The organism is Variovorax sp. MPBD4-3, from assembly GCF_058809745.1.
This window is the reverse complement of the sequence record NZ_JBXASW010000017.1, coordinates 1-15,272: the sequence shown is the minus strand read 5'-3', so window position 1 is coordinate 15,272 and position 15,272 is coordinate 1. Positions and strand designations below refer to the sequence as shown.

The window sequence follows — 15,272 nt, the reverse complement described above, 5'->3', positions numbered from 1 at the left end:
CATGTAAATTACCCCGCATGGCCACCAACCGCGAACGCACCGAAAGCACCCAGCTCGCCCTGCTCGAAGCCGCACGCGCGCTTTTCGTCAGCAAAGGCTACGGCGATACCTCCACCCCCGAAATCGCCCTCGCGGCCGGCATTACCCGGGGCGCGCTGTACCACCACTTCGCGGACAAGCGCGACCTGTTCCGGCAAGTGCTGGCGCGCGAGGCGATGGCCGTCGCGGCCGACATCGAAGCCGCCACGCCCGAGCGGCTGAGCCCGCATGAAGCCCTGCTCCAAGGCAGCGAGGCCTACCTGAACGCCATGACGGTGCCGGGCCGCACGCGGCTGCTGCTGGTCGACGGCCCTGCGGTGCTGGGCATGGCGGAAATCATGGCGATCGACGATGCCAACGCGGCGCACTCGCTGCGCCAGGGCCTGACGCGCGCCGGCATGGGGCGCGGCGAAGTCTCGGTCGATGCGCTTTCGCAGCTGCTGTCGGCCGCCTTCGACCGCGCCGCGCTGGAGATCGATGCCGGCGCCGACGCGAAAGAGGTTCGCGCGGCGATGCGCTGGCTGGTCGAGCAGGCGCTGGGGCCCGACAGGAAGCGCTGAGCGCGCTATCAGGGCTGCAGGCGGTGCGGCTTGTCACTTCGCAAGTCCTACATCACACGCCGCCTGCCGCCGACATTCGCGCACCCTGTGCAGCGCGATGCTGACATCGTCGTCATCAACAACGGAGTCTCGCGTGAATTCCATCATTTACATCGTCGGTCTGGTCGTGGTCGTGGTTGCAGTGCTCTCGTTCTTCGGCCTTCGCTGAGACCGGGCACGCCCCCTACTCCGACACCTGCAGAACGGGGCCGCTCGCGGCCCCGTTTCTCATTGGGAGCCCGCGGCGCGCCGGGCATAATTCGCGCGCCCCGGCACCGTGCGGGGCCTCACTTGCGAAGGGACCCTGTTGACCAACACCGCGCTGCGCGAACCTGACATCACAGATGCGGTGATCACCGAGGCGATCCGGTGGGTCGAACAGAATGGTCCGCTCGACGACGCGCAGGCCATGCGCACCGCCATCGCCTCGCGCAAGACAGACGCCCACGCGCAGATCACCGAACGCGCCCGCCACCTCGGCGAACGCATAGGCCTGCAGCATGAACTTTCGCGCGCCCGCCAATGGGCGCCCTGGGTGCTGACGGCGCTCGTGGCACTCATCGTGATGGCCGGCCTCGGCCTTGCGGGCAACGTGGTCGGCGGCGGCGAGCGCCACATCAACGTGATCGTCGCGCTCGTGAGCCTGCTGGGCCTGCATGCGCTCACGCTGCTGCTGTGGCTGGCGGGGCTCCCGTTACCGCCGGGCACCTTCGGCACCGCATCGCTCGGCTGGATCTGGCTGTCGCTCAGCGCGCGCGTGGCCGGCGGCAAGCGCGGGCAGGCGCCGGTGCTGCTGCGCTCGATCACCGGGCTGCTGACGCGCGCCAGGCTGCTGCCCTGGGCCTTCGGGCTCGTGAGCCACGGCATCTGGTCACTGTCGTTCGCGGTGGTGCTGGCGTCGATGCTGTTCGCACTCGCCTTCCGCAGCTACACGCTGAGCTGGGAAACGACGATCCTCGACCCCGCCTTCTTCGTGCGGGCCGTGCAGCTGCTGGGCTGGGCGCCGGCGCAGATCGGCTTTCCTGTGCCGGATGCGGCCACGGTGCTGGCCTCCACGCCCGCGGCGGCGGGCCAGCGCACCTGGGCGCTGTGGCTCACCGGCTGCATCACGGTCTATGGCCTGCTGCCGCGCCTCGCGCTGGTGCTGTTGAGCGCCGCCGTCTGGAAGCGCCGACGCAAGGCGCTGCAGCCCGACTGGCACGAGCCCTACTTCCGCAAGCTGCTCGCGCGCTTCGCCGCGCTGGCGCCCGCCGCCATCGTCGATGCCGACCCCGGCCGCACGCGCACCGGCGCGCCTGCCGGGCTGCCCGCATCGGACCTGCGCGACGGCCTCTTCGTCATCGGCTTCGAGCTGCCGCCCGACATGCCCTGGCCTCCCGCGACCATTCCGCCTGATGCGGCCATGCACATGGAGCGCATCGACGGCAGCGCCCCGGCACGCCGAACGCTGCTCGACCGGCTCGCGCATGCCCGCCCGCGCACCGTGCTGCTGGCCTGCAATGCCGCATCGAGCCCCGACCGCGGCACCGACCGCTTCCTGCGCGAAGTGCTGGCGCATTGCGGCGAATGCCGCCTGTGGCTCGCGGGCCCGGCCGATGCCACCGCCACGCAACGCTGGCTCGACTGGCTGCGCGACAGCGGCCTGGAAAGCATCGCGGCCAGCGAGCGCATCGACATCGCGCTGCGGCCGAACGAGGCCACCGCTCCATGACGCAGCAGCAACAACCACAGCCCGTCCGCATCGCGGTCGTCGGCCACACCAACGCGGGCAAGACCTCGCTGCTGCGCACGCTCACACGGCGCATCGACTTCGGCGAGGTGTCGCAGCGCCCCGGCACCACGCGCCACGTCGAGTCGGCCGACCTCGAGGTGGAAGACGAAACCGCCGTGCGCTTCTTCGACACGCCGGGCCTGGAAGACGCCGTCGCGCTGCGCGAGCACCTCGCGCGCTTCGACCCGCAGGCCACGCCGCCCGAGCGCATCCGCCAGTTCCTGCAAGGCCCGGAGGCACACGGCGTGTTCGAGCAGGAGGCCAAGGTGCTGCGCACCATGCTCGACATCGACGCGGCCTTCCTCGTCATCGACGTGCGCGAACCGGTGCTGCCCAAGTTCCGCGACGAGATCGAACTGCTCAACGCCTGTGCGCGCCCGGTGCTGCCGGTGCTGAACTTCGTGCGCGACGCCGCCAGCCGCGAGGCGGCCTGGAAAGAGCTGCTGTCGGCCTACGGCCTGCATGTGCAGGTGCGCTTCGACGCGGCAGCGCCGTTCGTCGGTGCCGAGCAGGACCTGTACAACGACCTCGCCACCCTGCTGCGCGACCGCCGCGAGCTGCTGCGCGGCGTGGTCGATTCGCTGCAGGCCGAAGCCGCCGGGCGCCGCCGCTCGGCCTGCACGCGCATCGCCGCGCTGCTGGTCGATGCCGCCGCGGTGCGCCGCACGGTGCAGGCGACCGAGTTCGCCGATGCCGCGCGCCGGCAGACGCTGGTCGCGGCGCTGCGGAAGACCGTGTTCGACAAGGCCCAGCGTTGCACCGACGACCTGCTCGCGCTCTACGGCTTTCGCCAGGGCGACGCCGACGAAGCACCGCTGCCGATCATCGAAGGCCGCTGGACGCTCGATTTCTTCAGCCCCGAAGCCATGAAGGACGCCGGCCTGCGCCTGGGCAAGGGCGCGGTCATCGGCGCCGCCGTGGGCGTGGTGGCCGACCTGGCCGTGGCCGGCATATCGCTGGGTGCGGGCGCTGCGCTGGGTGGCGCCATCGGTGGCGCGGTGTCGCAGGGCTGGGGCCCGCTGGGCCGCAAGATCGCCAACAAGCTGCGCGACGTGCATGAGCTGACGGTCGAAGACGGCGTGCTGTTCGCGCTGGTCGCTTGGCAGCTCAAGCTCGCGCAGGCGCTCGAGGTGCGCGGCAATGCGGCCACGCAACGCATCGCAGCCGAAGCACCGGCCGACGGCGATGCCCCCACCAAGGCCGCCGCCGCGGCCGTGCGCGCCGCGCAGCCCGCGCGCAACCACCCCGACTGGGAAGCGACCGGCGTGACGAGCCGCGCCTTCTGGCGACCGTCGCCGCAGCGCGAGGCCCTGGTCGCCGACTTGTCGAGCCAGCTGCTGCAGGCCTTCGAGCAGCCCTGAGCGGTCTCAGTTCGCGCCAGCCGCCAGTGCCTGCAGCTTGGCGTAGTCGCCCGGCCGCGCGCCCTGCTGTTCCGGCGTCGCACGCTTCGCGATGCGTTCGAGGAACGACTGGCGATTGACCGGCGTCACCGTCATGCCCTTGCCGCGCAGGAACTGCTCGTCTTCCAGCTCACCGGCGATCACGCCGACGTTGGTCCACTTCGCGGTCTCCACGAGCACCTTCTCGACCATCGCCTGCTGCGGCGGCGCAAGCCTGGCCCATGCCGCCTTGCCGATCACGATGCCCAGCGTGTCATAGACGTGTGCGGTGAGCTGCACATACTTCTGCACTTCATAGAGCTTCTTCGACCTGACGATGCCCAGCGGGTTTTCCTGCGCCTCGACCTCGCCCTTCTTGAGCGCACCGTAGAGGCTCATGAAAGGCAGCGTGACCGGCTTGGCATCGAGCGCGGTGGCAAAGAGCTGGTACGAGGCGGCGGCAGGCACATACAGCCGGAGGTCGCGGAAGTCCTCGGGCCTTGCCAGCGGCCGGGCCGACGTGACCTGCCGCGCGCCGTAATACACCGTGGCCACCATGCGGTTGCCGCTCTTCTCGTTGTAGCCCTTCATCAAATCGGCCAGCAACGGGCTCGCCAGGTACTTGCGCATGTGGTCGAGATCCTTGAAGGCGAAGGGGTAGCTGCCCAGGCTCAGCGGCGGATAGCCTTCGGCCAGCGTGGCGTCGCCGACGTAGGCGATCTGCATCGCGTCGTTCGCCAGCATCAGCGGAAAGTCGGCCTCCTGCCCCATCTTCGACGCAGGCACCACCTCGATCCTGATCTTGCCGTCGGACTGCTCCGCGATCTTGCGCGCCGCCAGTTCGGCCTGCTGATGGAAGATGCTGGTGGGCTCGTAGACATGGCCCCACTTGAACTGCAGCACCTGCTGCGCCTGCGCGGCCATTGCGCAGCCCAGCGCCGCCAGCGCGAATGCGGCGCGGCGCCACGGCAAGAAGCTTTTCATCGAGTCTCCCTCGGGTTGAGAACAATCCGGCCCCATGCAAGATCGACGCCACTGCTGCAGGGCCGGCGAGCGGATCGTAAGGAGTCGCGGCAGCCACCGGGAGCGGGTTTGCCCGACTGGGGGTTGCTGGGGTTCGCGCGGCGCTATCGTCGGGCTTGCACCAGAAAGGAACACGCCATGACCGACGCGCTTCGCACCCTTCGCGCCCTTCGCGCCGACATCACAACCCTGCAGGTCGACGCCATCGTCAATGCCGCCAACTCTTCGCTGCTCGGCGGCGGCGGGGTGACGAGCGACCTCGCGGTCTACGAGGCGGCACTGGCATGACCAACGACTTCTACGACGAACTCGCCCCGCTCTACCACCTGATCTATCCCGACTGGAACGAGAGCATCCGCGCGCAGGGCGACAAGCTCGCGCAGCTGATCGATACCGAGTGGCCCGGCGGCAACGCGCGGCGCAGGGTGCTCGACGTGTCCTGCGGCATCGGCACGCAGACACTCGGGCTCGCTGCGCTGGGCCACGCGCTGACGGCATCGGACCTGTCGCCCCAGGAGATCGAACGCGCGCGGCACGAGGCCCAGGCGCGCGGCCTCGATGTGGCCTTCTCGGTCTGCGACATGCGCGAGGCGCACACGCACCACGGCGGCGGCTTCGACATCGTAATGTCCTGCGACAACTCCATGCCGCACCTGCAGACCGACGAAGACCTGCTGGCCACCTTCCGCCAGATGGCCGCATGCCTGCGCCCGGGCGGCGGCTGCGTGGTGAGCGTGCGCGACTACGCAAAGGAAGAGCGCGGCAGCAACCTCGTGAAGCACTACGGCGCGCGCGTGGAGAACGGCCTGCGCCACGTGCTGTTCCAGGTGTGGGACTTCACGGACGGCGGCAAGGGCGAGCACTACGACCTGGGCTTCTTCTTCGTCACCGAAGACCTGGCCACGCACGCCGTGAGCACGCGCGTGATGCGCTCGCGCTACTACGCCGTGTCGACCACGCGGCTGTGCGAGCTGATGCGCGAGGCGGGCCTGGAAAACGTGCGGCGCATCGACGACGCGTTCTTCCAGCCCGTGCTGGTGGGCACGCGGCCCTGAAAGTGGACTGATCGCCTGGAGGTTGCCGGTCACCGTAGCGTCATGGGCCAAACCTAGCATCCGCCAGCTTTCAATCCACTTGCAACGGACGCCGGAACCCAATGACAAAAAATGTGCCCGCACCCGCCCCCCGCCCCATGCGCGCTGCCTTGGTGGCCGTTGCAGGCGGCCTCATGATTGCCGCGTGCGGCGGCGGGGGCGGTGGCCCCTCGATTCCGGCTTTTCCGCCCGCGCCGGCTCCGGCCCCAGCACCGGCACCACCCGCGCCCCCGCCCCCGGCGGCACTGGGCACGCTCGACGGCTCGGTGCCGCTCGTCATTGCTCACCGCGGCCTGCCGGGCCTGTTCCCGGAAGAAACCAGGACCGCCTACGAAGCCGCGGCCGATGCCGGCGCCGATTCGCTCGAGACCGACCTGCACCTCACCAAGGACTGCGTGCTGGTCGCGCGCCACAACCCCTGGCTCAGCGACAACACCAACATCGCGGAGGTGGCCAAGACCAACAGCGCTGTCGCAGCCCGCAAGCGCACCGTGCCGGGCGTGCTCGTCAACGTGAAATATCCGGCCACCCCGGAAAACGGCCCCGCGCAGTACCTGAGCGACCTGACCGACCCGAACGATCCGAAGTCCGTGCTGAAGTCGCTCGTCGTCGACGGCCAGGAACACAAGGACGACTGGTCCATCTCCGACTTCACCATGGACGAGCTGCGCCAGTGGATCCGCGGCACCACCTACGACGCCAGGGACGAGCGCCCCACCGACCTCAACGGCAAGCTGCCGATCATCAGCTTCCAGGAGCTGATCGACATCGCCAAGGCCAAGGGCGCCGCCACCGGCCGCACGTTCTCCGTGTATCCGGAAACCAAGAACCCGATCTGGAACAACGCGCAGGCCATTGCCAACGGCTGCGGCCCGGCCGGCAGCCATCCGCTGGAAGATGCGCTGCTGAAGGTCATGAACTTCAACGACCTGAACCGGAAGGACGCGCCGATCTTCGTGCAGAGCTTCGAGCCCGAGAGCCTGAAATACCTGCGCTCGGCCGGCCTGAAGGCGCGCGCGGTGCAGCTGGTGGACGGCAACGACGTCGACTACAAGACCGGCGCGATGATCTACGTGACCAACGACGAATACACCTTCGTCGACGGCCGCCCCTACAGCTGGACGCTGGCCGGCAACCCGAAGTTCTTCGGCGAAATGCTCACGCCCGCGGGCCTGGCCGAGATCAAGACCTACGCCGACGGCATCGGCCCGTGGAAGCCGCAGGTCATGGCGCACACCATCGTGCCCTTCGTCGCGGCCAACAAGGGCATGGCCGACGTGAACACCGTCAAGCCCACCAGCCTGATCGCCGATGCGCACAAGGCCGGCCTGTTCGTGCACAGCTACACCTTCCGCAACGAAGCCAGGTACCTGGCCGGCATCTACAAGGGCGACCCGACGGCCGAATACCTGGCGTACTTCCGCGCCGGCATCGACGGCGTGTTCTCGGACTTCGCGAACACGGCCGTCGCGGCGCGCAAGAACTACCTGAAGGAAACGGGCCGCTGATGCGCGGCGCGGCGCGGGCAACCGGCTGAACGGCACCATGTACCCGGGCGAACGACTCAACGGATACAGCCACCTGCTGGGCCTGCTGCTGGCGCTGCCGGCCACCGCGCTGCTGCTCGCCAAGACCGTGCCCACCGGCGACCCCGCGCGCATTGCGGGGGCGCTGGTGTTCTCGCTCTCGGCCGTGGCGCTGTACGCGGCCTCCACGCTCTTCCACAGCACGCGCGGCCGCCTCAAGCGCATGTGGGAGCGGGCCGACCACTGCGCGATCTACCTGCTGATCGCCGGCACCTACACGCCCTTCGCGCTCGTCACGCTGCATGGCAAATGGGGCTGGCTGCTGCTCTCGGCGATCTGGGGCGTGGCGCTGTTCGGCATCTGGCGCGAGCTGCGGCCGCCGAAGCCCGGCGCTTCGGCCGAGCCCTCGCTGCCGCTGTACATCGGCATGGGGTGGCTCGGCGTGCTGGCAGCCGTGCCGCTGGCCGCGCGGCTCGACGGTGCCGGGCTGGCCTGGCTGCTGATCGGCGGCGTGCTCTACACCGTGGGCACCATCTTCTACCGCAACCGGCAGGGCTTCCGACACGCGCACGGCGCCTGGCACCTGTTCGTGCTGGCGGGCACGACCAGCCACTACATCGCGGTCGGCTGGTTCGTGCTGTAGCCGGGGCAGTGCCGGCCGCCGCGTGGCAATGCCACACTCGGCACCCCATGGACGCTTCTATTTTTTCCGCCCCGAAGATCGACTGCCACTGCCACATCTTCGACCCCGAATCCTTCGCGTACGCGCCGGGCGTTTTCTACGCGCCTTCGGGCGGCGAGATCGCCACCGCCGATTACTTCATGCAGGTGATGTCGGCCTACGGCGTGTCGCATGCGCTGCTGGTCGGCCCGAACTCGGGCTACGGGACCGACAACCGCTGCATGCTCGACGCCATCCGGCGCGGCGGCGATCGCTTCAAGGGCATTGCCGTGGTGGACAACGACGCATCGGCCTCGCAGTTGCAGGACCTGCAGGCGCAGGGCGTGGTCGGCATCGCTTTCAACATGGCGCTGCTGGGCCTTGCCCACTATGCGCAAGCCGATGCGCTGTGGGAACGCATCGCCGCACTGGGCATGTGCGTGCAGGTCCAGGTGCAGGACGACCAGATGGCAGGCCTGGCGCCGCGCCTGCTGGGCTGCGGCGCGCAGATCGTGGTCGACCACCACGGCCGCCCCGACCTCTCGCGCGGCCTCGCGAGCCCCGGTTTCGACGCACTGCTGCGCATGGCCGACAGCGGGCGCTGCGCCGTCAAGCTGTCGGGCTACGACAAGTTCTCGCGCGAGGCGCTGCCCTTCGCGGATGCCCGGCCCTTCACCGACGCGCTGCTGTCCGCCTTCGGGCCCGCCAACTGCCTGTGGGGTTCAGACTGGCCGAACATCCGCGCCACCCGGCGGCTGGACTACGGCACGCTGCTGGGCGTGCTCGCGCGCAGCGTGCCTTCGGAGGCAGACCGCCGCGCGATCCTCTTCGACACGCCGATGCGGCTGTTCGGATTCGGCGAAGGAAGCGGCACCGGCCCGGCGTGAGGCCGGGGCCTCAGCAGGCCAGCTCGAACACGAATTCGACCGTGTTCGGCGACGACAGCATCGCCTTCGCCTTGGCGGTGGCCTGTTCGCAGCTCTGGCGCCAGGCGCGGGCGTCGGCCAGTTCATGGTCGTTGAGCAGTTCGCCGCTCGGCGCCGTCTCCTTCGACCACGCACGAAAGCAGGCGACCACGCGCTCCGGCGACCCGAGCGCGTCTTCTATCAACCTCAGGAAGACCTGCCGCACCACCATGGTGTCGCGCAGCGTGACACCGTCGCCATCGAGATGCACGGAATAGGGCGGCGGCGCGGTCGAGTACCTGGCGCTCATTGCGCCGTGCCCGCGCAGGGCGCGCCGTTACCCACTGTCCCGTATGACTTGTCCACGCTGACCGCTCCTTTTTATCGTTGCCGAATGCTTGTGCGTCGAAATGAAATGATCTTTCGATGCTAATCGAGTAGCGGCTCGGCAGTAGTAGGAATGGAGTCAATGCCGACTGCTTTCGGCGGCTTTCGTGCACTTTCAGAGCAGCTCAGCCCCCGAGCGTGTTGACGGCGATGCGCGCCGCGGCGGCCACCACGTCGTTGCGGTTCTTCGCATCCTTGTCGGGGAAGGTCAGGTAGACCGCGACCACCAGCGGCGCGCCGGCTGGCGGCCACATCACGCCGACGTCGTTGTTGGTGCCGTAGGAGCCCGCACCCGTCTTGTCGCCCACCTTCCAGCCCGGCGGCACGGCGGCCATGAAGCGTTCGGCGCTTGTCGTGTTGCCCAGCAGCCAGGTCTGCAACTGGCTGCGTTGCGCGCCAGCCAGCGCATCGCCCAGCACCAGCCGCTGCACGCTGTCGGCCATGGCCGCGGGCGTGGTGGTGTCGCGCAGGTCGCCGGGAATGGCGGTGTTGAGCTCGGTCTCCCAACGGTCGAGCCTGAAGACCTGGTCGCCGATGGTGCGCGCGAAGGCGGTCACGTCGGCCGGGCCGCCCAGCATCTTCATCAGCAGGTTGGCGGCTGCGTTGTCGCTGTACTGAATGGTGGCGGCGCACAACGCGGCCACTGTCATGCCGTCGGACACGTGCTTTTCGGTGACGGGCGAGTTGGGAATGATGTCGGCCTTGCCGTAGCTGATGCGACGCGCCAGCAGGCTCGGGTCTTTGGCGCTGCGCTCCAGCACCGTGGCCGCCAGCATCAGCTTGAAAGTGCTGCAGAACGGAAAGCGTTCATGCGCCCGGTGCTGCAGGCGCGCGCCGCTGTCCGTGTTGAAAGCCACCACCCCAAGGCGCCCGCCACAGGAGCGTTCGAGTTCGGCGAGCTGGGCCTCGGCGGAAGCCTGCGGCCCCTTTTGCGACCATGCGGTGCAGGCGGAGGCGAGCGGCAGCACGGAGGCGGCGAGCAACAGGGTGCGGCGCTGGACGGGTGAGTTCATTTCTTCTTTGCTTTCTTTCGGCGAGTGGAGTGGGTTGGATGGCACGCCGGCAATCGTAGGAGCGCGATGCCCGGCGCTCCAGCGCGCCGCCTCGGTTCTGCGTCTCCGGTGTATCGGCTGTAACTCGCTTCGGCCGAGCGGCGCCCTTGGTCGCATGGCGCCGTGGCGCGCAAATCGCGCAGATCACGTAATTGCCAAAAGCTGCATTTGTTGGCGCGAATCGAGGCTCAGTGGCGCGCCCTCAGGCCAGGCCGCCCCGCTCTTCTCTAGAGTGGATGCCCCTGTCACCAAACACCCCGCCATGGGGGCATGAAAGGCATCACCCGACCCGCCGCATCGACGAACACGCAAGCAAGCAAGTAACGAACAAAAGGCGACGGCCAAGGTGCGGTAACACCTCAGCCGTCTAACCAAGCGACGTGCCCATCTTTAAAGGAGAGCACACCAAATGGCTGGACCGAATATAGCCCGGCGCCCCGCGCCGGCACCCTCCCCCAACGTCAATGCGCAAGAGCCCAGCGACCTTCTGGAAAACAAGCTGGCGCAACTGAGATCGCTGACATGGATCTGCTACGGCGGCGGCATCGACTGGCACGACGGCGCAGGCCCGCAACACCTGGACAACGTGCTGTGGCTCGTGGCTGACCTGGCGCTGGAGACCCAAGAGTTGCATCAGCGCAGCGAGGCTGCGCGGCTCGCGGGGCGCTGAGGACTTTTTTTGCGCTGACGCGGCAATGGCCGCAGAAAGCCCGGCGCCAGTGCGCGCCGGGCAACTCGATCACTGGAAACAGTTAAGTGTTTCCACCGGGCGCCTGGCCTGAATATGGGATGTTATTCAGGTAACTGAAATTTACACTGGCCGAATGCAATCGTTCATTCGACCCCGCCTCGCTCTCGCACTCAGCGCACTCGTGTTTACAGCTGCATGCAGCAGCGTTGTCAGAACGACCTTGCCTTACCCCGCGGTGCAAAGCTCGAGCCTTCTCACGCAATACGTGTACGCATTGCGCGCCGCCGAACAACGCCAGATCGCATACCCCGACGAGCCCCTGTGGCTGCGCGACGAAGGCGGCCGCAGCGTAGACACCTCGCTGAACGCCGACAACGCCGCAATGGTGTTCTACGCGCTCGCCAACGGCGGCCCCGGCAATGAACGCATCACGAGCGAAATTCTGCAAACGCTGCCACCGATGCTGCAACGGTATGAACAGGCTTATGAGAAGAGCCAGGGTAAGTGGTACCAGGACGAGTACGTCGAGACGATTGGGGTGCAACTCGCAATGCTGAGTCTGCTGCCGGCGAAGCTGGCGAATCAGGCTGCGAGAAAGAGCAGCTTGATTGCGAAGGCCAATGAAATGGCGAAATCTGAACAGTTGAAAGCGCCAGCTAGAGAGCGGTTGCAAGTGCTGGTGCGGAGATATGGTTAGGAGCCTTATGAATATCCAAAACCGCAGTGTGTTTGCATCGTATGAAGGTCCGGCGCGAAGTCAGCTTAGGCTGGAAAGCTGCCGGGCGCAGATCCAGAAATGGACGACTGCTGCGACTATGAACAGATATTCAGCGGGGATCTCCATCGCGAAACATGAGCCCCGCTAAAGCGGCCACTAAGTGATCCCGGTGGTTCATCCCGCTATTTATCGGCTTTGGTTGCGCGCATCGTCTTCCGACAAGCGGAGTCTCCTGTTCGTGCTCCAGAAAGCGAGCGATTGGTCGTTGGGCATGGTGGCCAAAGCTAGTCATCAACTCAGCTTCGAGTCACTCGTGGCAAGCTGCCTGGGCTGACACGTATGCCAAGACAAGCTGAGCAATCGGTACAGAACACCACTCATTGACAAAAAAACTTAAGGAATCGTATGGAACCCGCCATGACTTCCGAGCAAGCGGCCAAGATTTTGAACGCCGTTGCGAAAATGGAGGCTCGAGACTGGATCGCCTTTGGTGCCCTCATAGTTGCTTTCATCACATTCCTCATTAAGGCACGAGTCGACGGTCGAATCGCACGCCATCGGGAGACGATTGGATTCTTGGAGAAGAAGACGAAAGACTTGAGCGCTGAATGGAAAGCCCTGCAAACCATGCCTCCAGGTGCGGAGGCTGACGAAGCAGCGAGCGCGCTGTTCGGCATGCTGGACACCGTGGCGCTGTTGATCAAGAAGCGGGCGTTTGATGGGGAGCTAATCTACAACTACTGGTGGAAATATTTCTATTCCCCCCTGTATGAGCCAAACGTTTCCAAGTGGATCGAACGGGTACGAGCGAAAGACAAGACGACCCTAGAGCACTACTGCAATCTACACAACAAATGGAGGCCGCGGATAGAACGAGAGCTTGGTGTGCGGCCTGCAGCACCCCCCCGTCAGCAGTAGCGGCCCGGGCCCCCAGCGCCGTACAACCTCCTCCAAACTAGGGTCTAACCCGGTGGCTAAAACCGACTATGCAATGAAGGTCCACTGCTTGGCCTCATTCTGCCTCCTAGTGCTGATGTCGCGATCGGGTTGCACACATGGCCACGGCGCCGTCGCTATAGCAATGTATGCGCGCCAACCATCAGCGCTTTTACAGTCACAGCCAGCCAATCGAGGTGGGCATCGAAATCGGCAATCGTCTTGGTGGTGTCCGGCGTGTTCGTCGTCGCACTGAAACGGAAGTCATCTGGAGGTGGCAAGGCATTGCCGGCAGACGTTGCATATCCGACGCGGGACAGGTTAGATCGATGACTCACACGATTCCGAAAAGTCATGAAGAACTGCCATTCGGGAGCAGCCGCCAGCTTGGTTAGCTCGATGCAAAGCTGTGTAGCCTTGGGATTGGTAGCAAGCTTCTGTGCAAGCCACGTCGGGTCTGAGCCGCTCTTCTGCGCCTTGAGGTCAAAGGGTATTCCAGCTACTGAGGGCAAGCTGGCAACAGCGGCGATTGAATAGATCGTGCTTTCGATGCAGGAGACCACGGCCGTCAGTAGACCGAACATCTGCTTGTCCGTCTCGTACTGTTCTTGGTGTGAACCACCGTTCTTCGTATGCATCACGAAGGTTTTGAGCTCATCCCAATATTCCAGGGCCTGCCGGAATCGCCTTCCCGTCAGATTTGACGCAGCCAGATGTTCCCACGCCGGATCGCCAACAGGAACTGCTGCAACAAGTTTGCTGGCAGCCGAACGCCAAAGGGAGTATTCGCTGCAAGGGAAGCTTGCTGGCATATCGATGCAGTTGCTAGGGCAGTAGGGCATGAGTAAGCGTAGCACCGTGTGCTTCGCTCTTTGCCATTGACGGCTTGACCACTTCATCAGGCAAAAGGCCGTTGCGAGCGAGGACGTCGATGCGTTGGTCAAGCAAGCGCGAGCGACCGCAACTGGCGGCGATCTCAGCCATTCAGTTCAGTTTCGATAAAGGCCGCAACCGCTGCAAAGCTGCCCTGAAGCACCAAAGCCCGCCACCTCCGCCGCCGCCGCCGCCCGCACCATCAATTCTTCGCCACAACATCCGCCAGCACAGGCCCCCTCACCAAGCAGAGTGTCAGCCAGCGATTGCCGCAGGAAAAAAACCAGCACCGGTATCCGAGTTCTGCCTGCACCCCCTGCGCGACACACCGGGCTATGCTCCCCGACCACATGCCGCGACAGAACGCCTCCCCCTCTTCTCTCCCGCACCAAGCCAAGTCAGCCCTGGCCGCCCTGTGCCTCGCCAGCGCCTGCGCGCCGGCACTCGCCGCCCCAGGCTGCCTCGACACCGCCCTCCAATCCCCCTCCCCCGCACGCGCCCTCGCCATGGCCACCTTCGCCACGCAGGAGCACGAAGCCTTCGGCGGGCAGACGATGGATGCCGAGGGCCGCATGACGACGGACGGCGACTCCGAAGCCGAGGACACGCGCCGCACGGTGCCGGGCCTTGCGCCCTGGGAGCGGGTGGTCGGCTACTGGCAGGCGGTCGATCCGCTGTTGCCTTCGCGAGTGCGCTACGGCGGGCTGCGGCCGGCCTACCGGCAGTTGCTGATGCAGTCGCTGAACGAGGCTTCGGCCGCGCGCCTCCAGGGCATGGGCGTGGGGCCCGACGAGGGGCTGGACTCGCCGGAGCTGCGCGCGGTAGATGTCGCATTGAAGCGGGTCGCGGTGATCGACACGCCGTGGTCGGCGGCCTTCATCAGCTGGCTCGCGCGGCAGGCGGGGTTGGCGGGAGACGAGTTCGTCTTCTCCGAAGCGCACGTGGACTACGCGGGTGCCGCGTGGCAGGCAGGCATCGAGGAGCAGGCCGGGCGCCCGACGCGCTACGCCCTGCGTGCCTGCGACCTGACGCGCACGCCGCCTCGCGTGGGCGATCTGGTCTGCCAGGCGCGCGGCGCGGGCGCGGACCTGGACACTTTCGACAAGATCGGCGAGGTGCTGGCAACGCGGCCCACCGGCGGCGATGCGCTGCCGATGCATTGCGATGTGGTGGTGGCCGTCGATGCGACGGGCTTCGACACGATTGGCGGCAACGTGCTGCAGTCGGTCACGCAGCGCCGGCTGGACTTTGCGCCGGGCACGCGCTGGCTGGACCCGAGCTACCTGCCCGAGGGATGCACGCCCGGCGCGGCGGGGTGCATCGACCGCCACATGAGCCGGCAGCCGTGGTCGCTGCTGCTGCAGTGGCGCTGATCGAGAAACAAAAAAGCGCGCCGCTTACTTGTAGTACGCCTCGACCTTGCCCTTGAGCTTGAGCAGCAGGGGCTTGCCCTTGCGATCAAGCGTCTTGCCGGCGGGAACCTTGATCCAGCCTTCGCTGATGCAGTATTCCTCGACGTCGAGGCGCTCCTTGCCGTTGAAGCGGATGCCGATGTCGCCTTCGAAGGCGGCCGCCAGGTGGTGGGGGCTGCGCGGGTCGGAAGACAGGTGGTCGGGAA

Annotated in this window: 16 protein-coding genes and 1 pseudogene; 12 read left to right on the top strand and 5 right to left on the bottom strand. The window is 66.6% G+C overall.

Translation table 11 applies throughout. The features are described 5' to 3' along the window. Positions 1–17 precede the first annotated feature (17 nt). The 3 genes from AC1RVW_RS12885 to AC1RVW_RS12875 all read left to right on the top strand — a co-directional run bounded on the left by AC1RVW_RS12885 (position 18) and on the right by AC1RVW_RS12875 (position 3,770). Positions 18–599, top strand: coding sequence for a TetR/AcrR family transcriptional regulator (locus AC1RVW_RS12885; protein ID WP_493200303.1), 582 nt, complete (start codon positions 18–20; stop codon positions 597–599). A 346-nt stretch (positions 600–945) separates the two neighbouring features. Then, complete coding sequence (locus AC1RVW_RS12880) at positions 946–2,349, top strand: DUF2868 domain-containing protein (protein ID WP_493200301.1); 1,404 nt, start codon at positions 946–948, stop codon at positions 2,347–2,349. Continuing rightward, positions 2,346–3,770, top strand: coding sequence for a GTPase/DUF3482 domain-containing protein (locus AC1RVW_RS12875; protein WP_493200299.1), 1,425 nt, complete (start codon positions 2,346–2,348; stop codon positions 3,768–3,770). The genes AC1RVW_RS12880 and AC1RVW_RS12875 overlap by 4 nt, the downstream gene beginning before the upstream one ends. Before the next feature lie 6 nt (positions 3,771–3,776). Here the strand turns inward: AC1RVW_RS12875 and AC1RVW_RS12870 are convergent, their stop codons facing one another. Continuing rightward, positions 3,777–4,772, bottom strand: a complete 996-nt coding sequence (locus tag AC1RVW_RS12870; protein ID WP_493200297.1) for a sialic acid TRAP transporter substrate-binding protein SiaP — start codon at positions 4,770–4,772, stop codon at positions 3,777–3,779. Between the two features lie 177 nt (positions 4,773–4,949). Here AC1RVW_RS12870 and AC1RVW_RS12865 point away from each other — a divergent pair. The 5 genes and pseudogenes from AC1RVW_RS12865 to AC1RVW_RS12845 form a co-directional block, all read left to right on the top strand. Next, positions 4,950–5,090, top strand: a pseudogene (locus tag AC1RVW_RS12865) (O-acetyl-ADP-ribose deacetylase); the annotation flags it as partial. Between the two features lie 5 nt (positions 5,091–5,095). Continuing rightward, a complete protein-coding gene (locus AC1RVW_RS12860; protein ID WP_493200295.1) occupies positions 5,096–5,866 on the top strand; it encodes a class I SAM-dependent methyltransferase in 771 nt (256 codons plus the stop codon). Between the two features lie 137 nt (positions 5,867–6,003). Then, positions 6,004–7,413: a glycerophosphodiester phosphodiesterase family protein gene (locus AC1RVW_RS12855; protein ID WP_493200293.1), complete on the top strand. Its 1,410-nt coding sequence runs from the start codon at positions 6,004–6,006 to the stop codon at positions 7,411–7,413. A gap of 37 nt (positions 7,414–7,450) precedes the next feature. Next, entirely contained in the window at positions 7,451–8,074 is a 624-nt protein-coding gene (gene trhA / locus AC1RVW_RS12850) for a PAQR family membrane homeostasis protein TrhA (protein WP_493200291.1), read from the top strand. A gap of 47 nt (positions 8,075–8,121) precedes the next feature. Continuing rightward, entirely contained in the window at positions 8,122–8,979 is an 858-nt protein-coding gene (locus AC1RVW_RS12845) for an amidohydrolase family protein (protein ID WP_199851931.1), read from the top strand. Between the two features lie 10 nt (positions 8,980–8,989). Here the strand turns inward: AC1RVW_RS12845 and AC1RVW_RS12840 are convergent, their stop codons facing one another. Further along, positions 8,990–9,307: a hypothetical protein gene (locus AC1RVW_RS12840; protein ID WP_106934915.1), complete on the bottom strand. Its 318-nt coding sequence runs from the start codon at positions 9,305–9,307 to the stop codon at positions 8,990–8,992. Positions 9,308–9,509: 202 nt separating this feature from the next. After that, positions 9,510–10,397 (bottom strand): class A beta-lactamase, encoded by an 888-nt coding sequence (bla, locus tag AC1RVW_RS12835; protein WP_081266697.1) that lies wholly within the window; start codon positions 10,395–10,397, stop codon positions 9,510–9,512. A 448-nt stretch (positions 10,398–10,845) separates the two neighbouring features. Here bla and AC1RVW_RS12830 point away from each other — a divergent pair, with 448 nt between their 5' ends. The 3 genes from AC1RVW_RS12830 to AC1RVW_RS12820 all read left to right on the top strand — a co-directional run bounded on the left by AC1RVW_RS12830 (position 10,846) and on the right by AC1RVW_RS12820 (position 12,763). Beyond that, the gene (locus tag AC1RVW_RS12830) at positions 10,846–11,106 is read left to right on the top strand and encodes a hypothetical protein (protein WP_493200288.1); all 261 of its coding nucleotides are present in this window, start codon (positions 10,846–10,848) and stop codon (positions 11,104–11,106) included. Positions 11,107–11,260: 154 nt separating this feature from the next. Continuing rightward, on the top strand, positions 11,261–11,824 hold the full coding sequence (locus AC1RVW_RS12825) for a hypothetical protein (protein WP_493200286.1): 564 nt from the start codon (positions 11,261–11,263) through the stop codon (positions 11,822–11,824). A 438-nt stretch (positions 11,825–12,262) separates the two neighbouring features. Next, positions 12,263–12,763: a DUF4760 domain-containing protein gene (locus AC1RVW_RS12820; protein ID WP_493200284.1), complete on the top strand. Its 501-nt coding sequence runs from the start codon at positions 12,263–12,265 to the stop codon at positions 12,761–12,763. 155 nt (positions 12,764–12,918) lie between these two features. On the opposite strand, the gene AC1RVW_RS12815 is transcribed toward AC1RVW_RS12820, so the two are convergent. Further along, positions 12,919–13,725: a hypothetical protein gene (locus AC1RVW_RS12815; protein WP_493200282.1), complete on the bottom strand. Its 807-nt coding sequence runs from the start codon at positions 13,723–13,725 to the stop codon at positions 12,919–12,921. 435 nt (positions 13,726–14,160) lie between these two features. On the opposite strand from AC1RVW_RS12815, the gene AC1RVW_RS12810 reads away from it, so the two are divergent. Then, entirely contained in the window at positions 14,161–15,027 is an 867-nt protein-coding gene (locus AC1RVW_RS12810; protein ID WP_493200280.1) for a DUF2272 domain-containing protein, read from the top strand. A 24-nt stretch (positions 15,028–15,051) separates the two neighbouring features. Here the strand turns inward: AC1RVW_RS12810 and AC1RVW_RS12805 are convergent. Next, the coding region (locus AC1RVW_RS12805) for a DUF3297 family protein (protein ID WP_493200278.1) at positions 15,052–15,272 on the bottom strand (221 nt) is incomplete at its 5' end.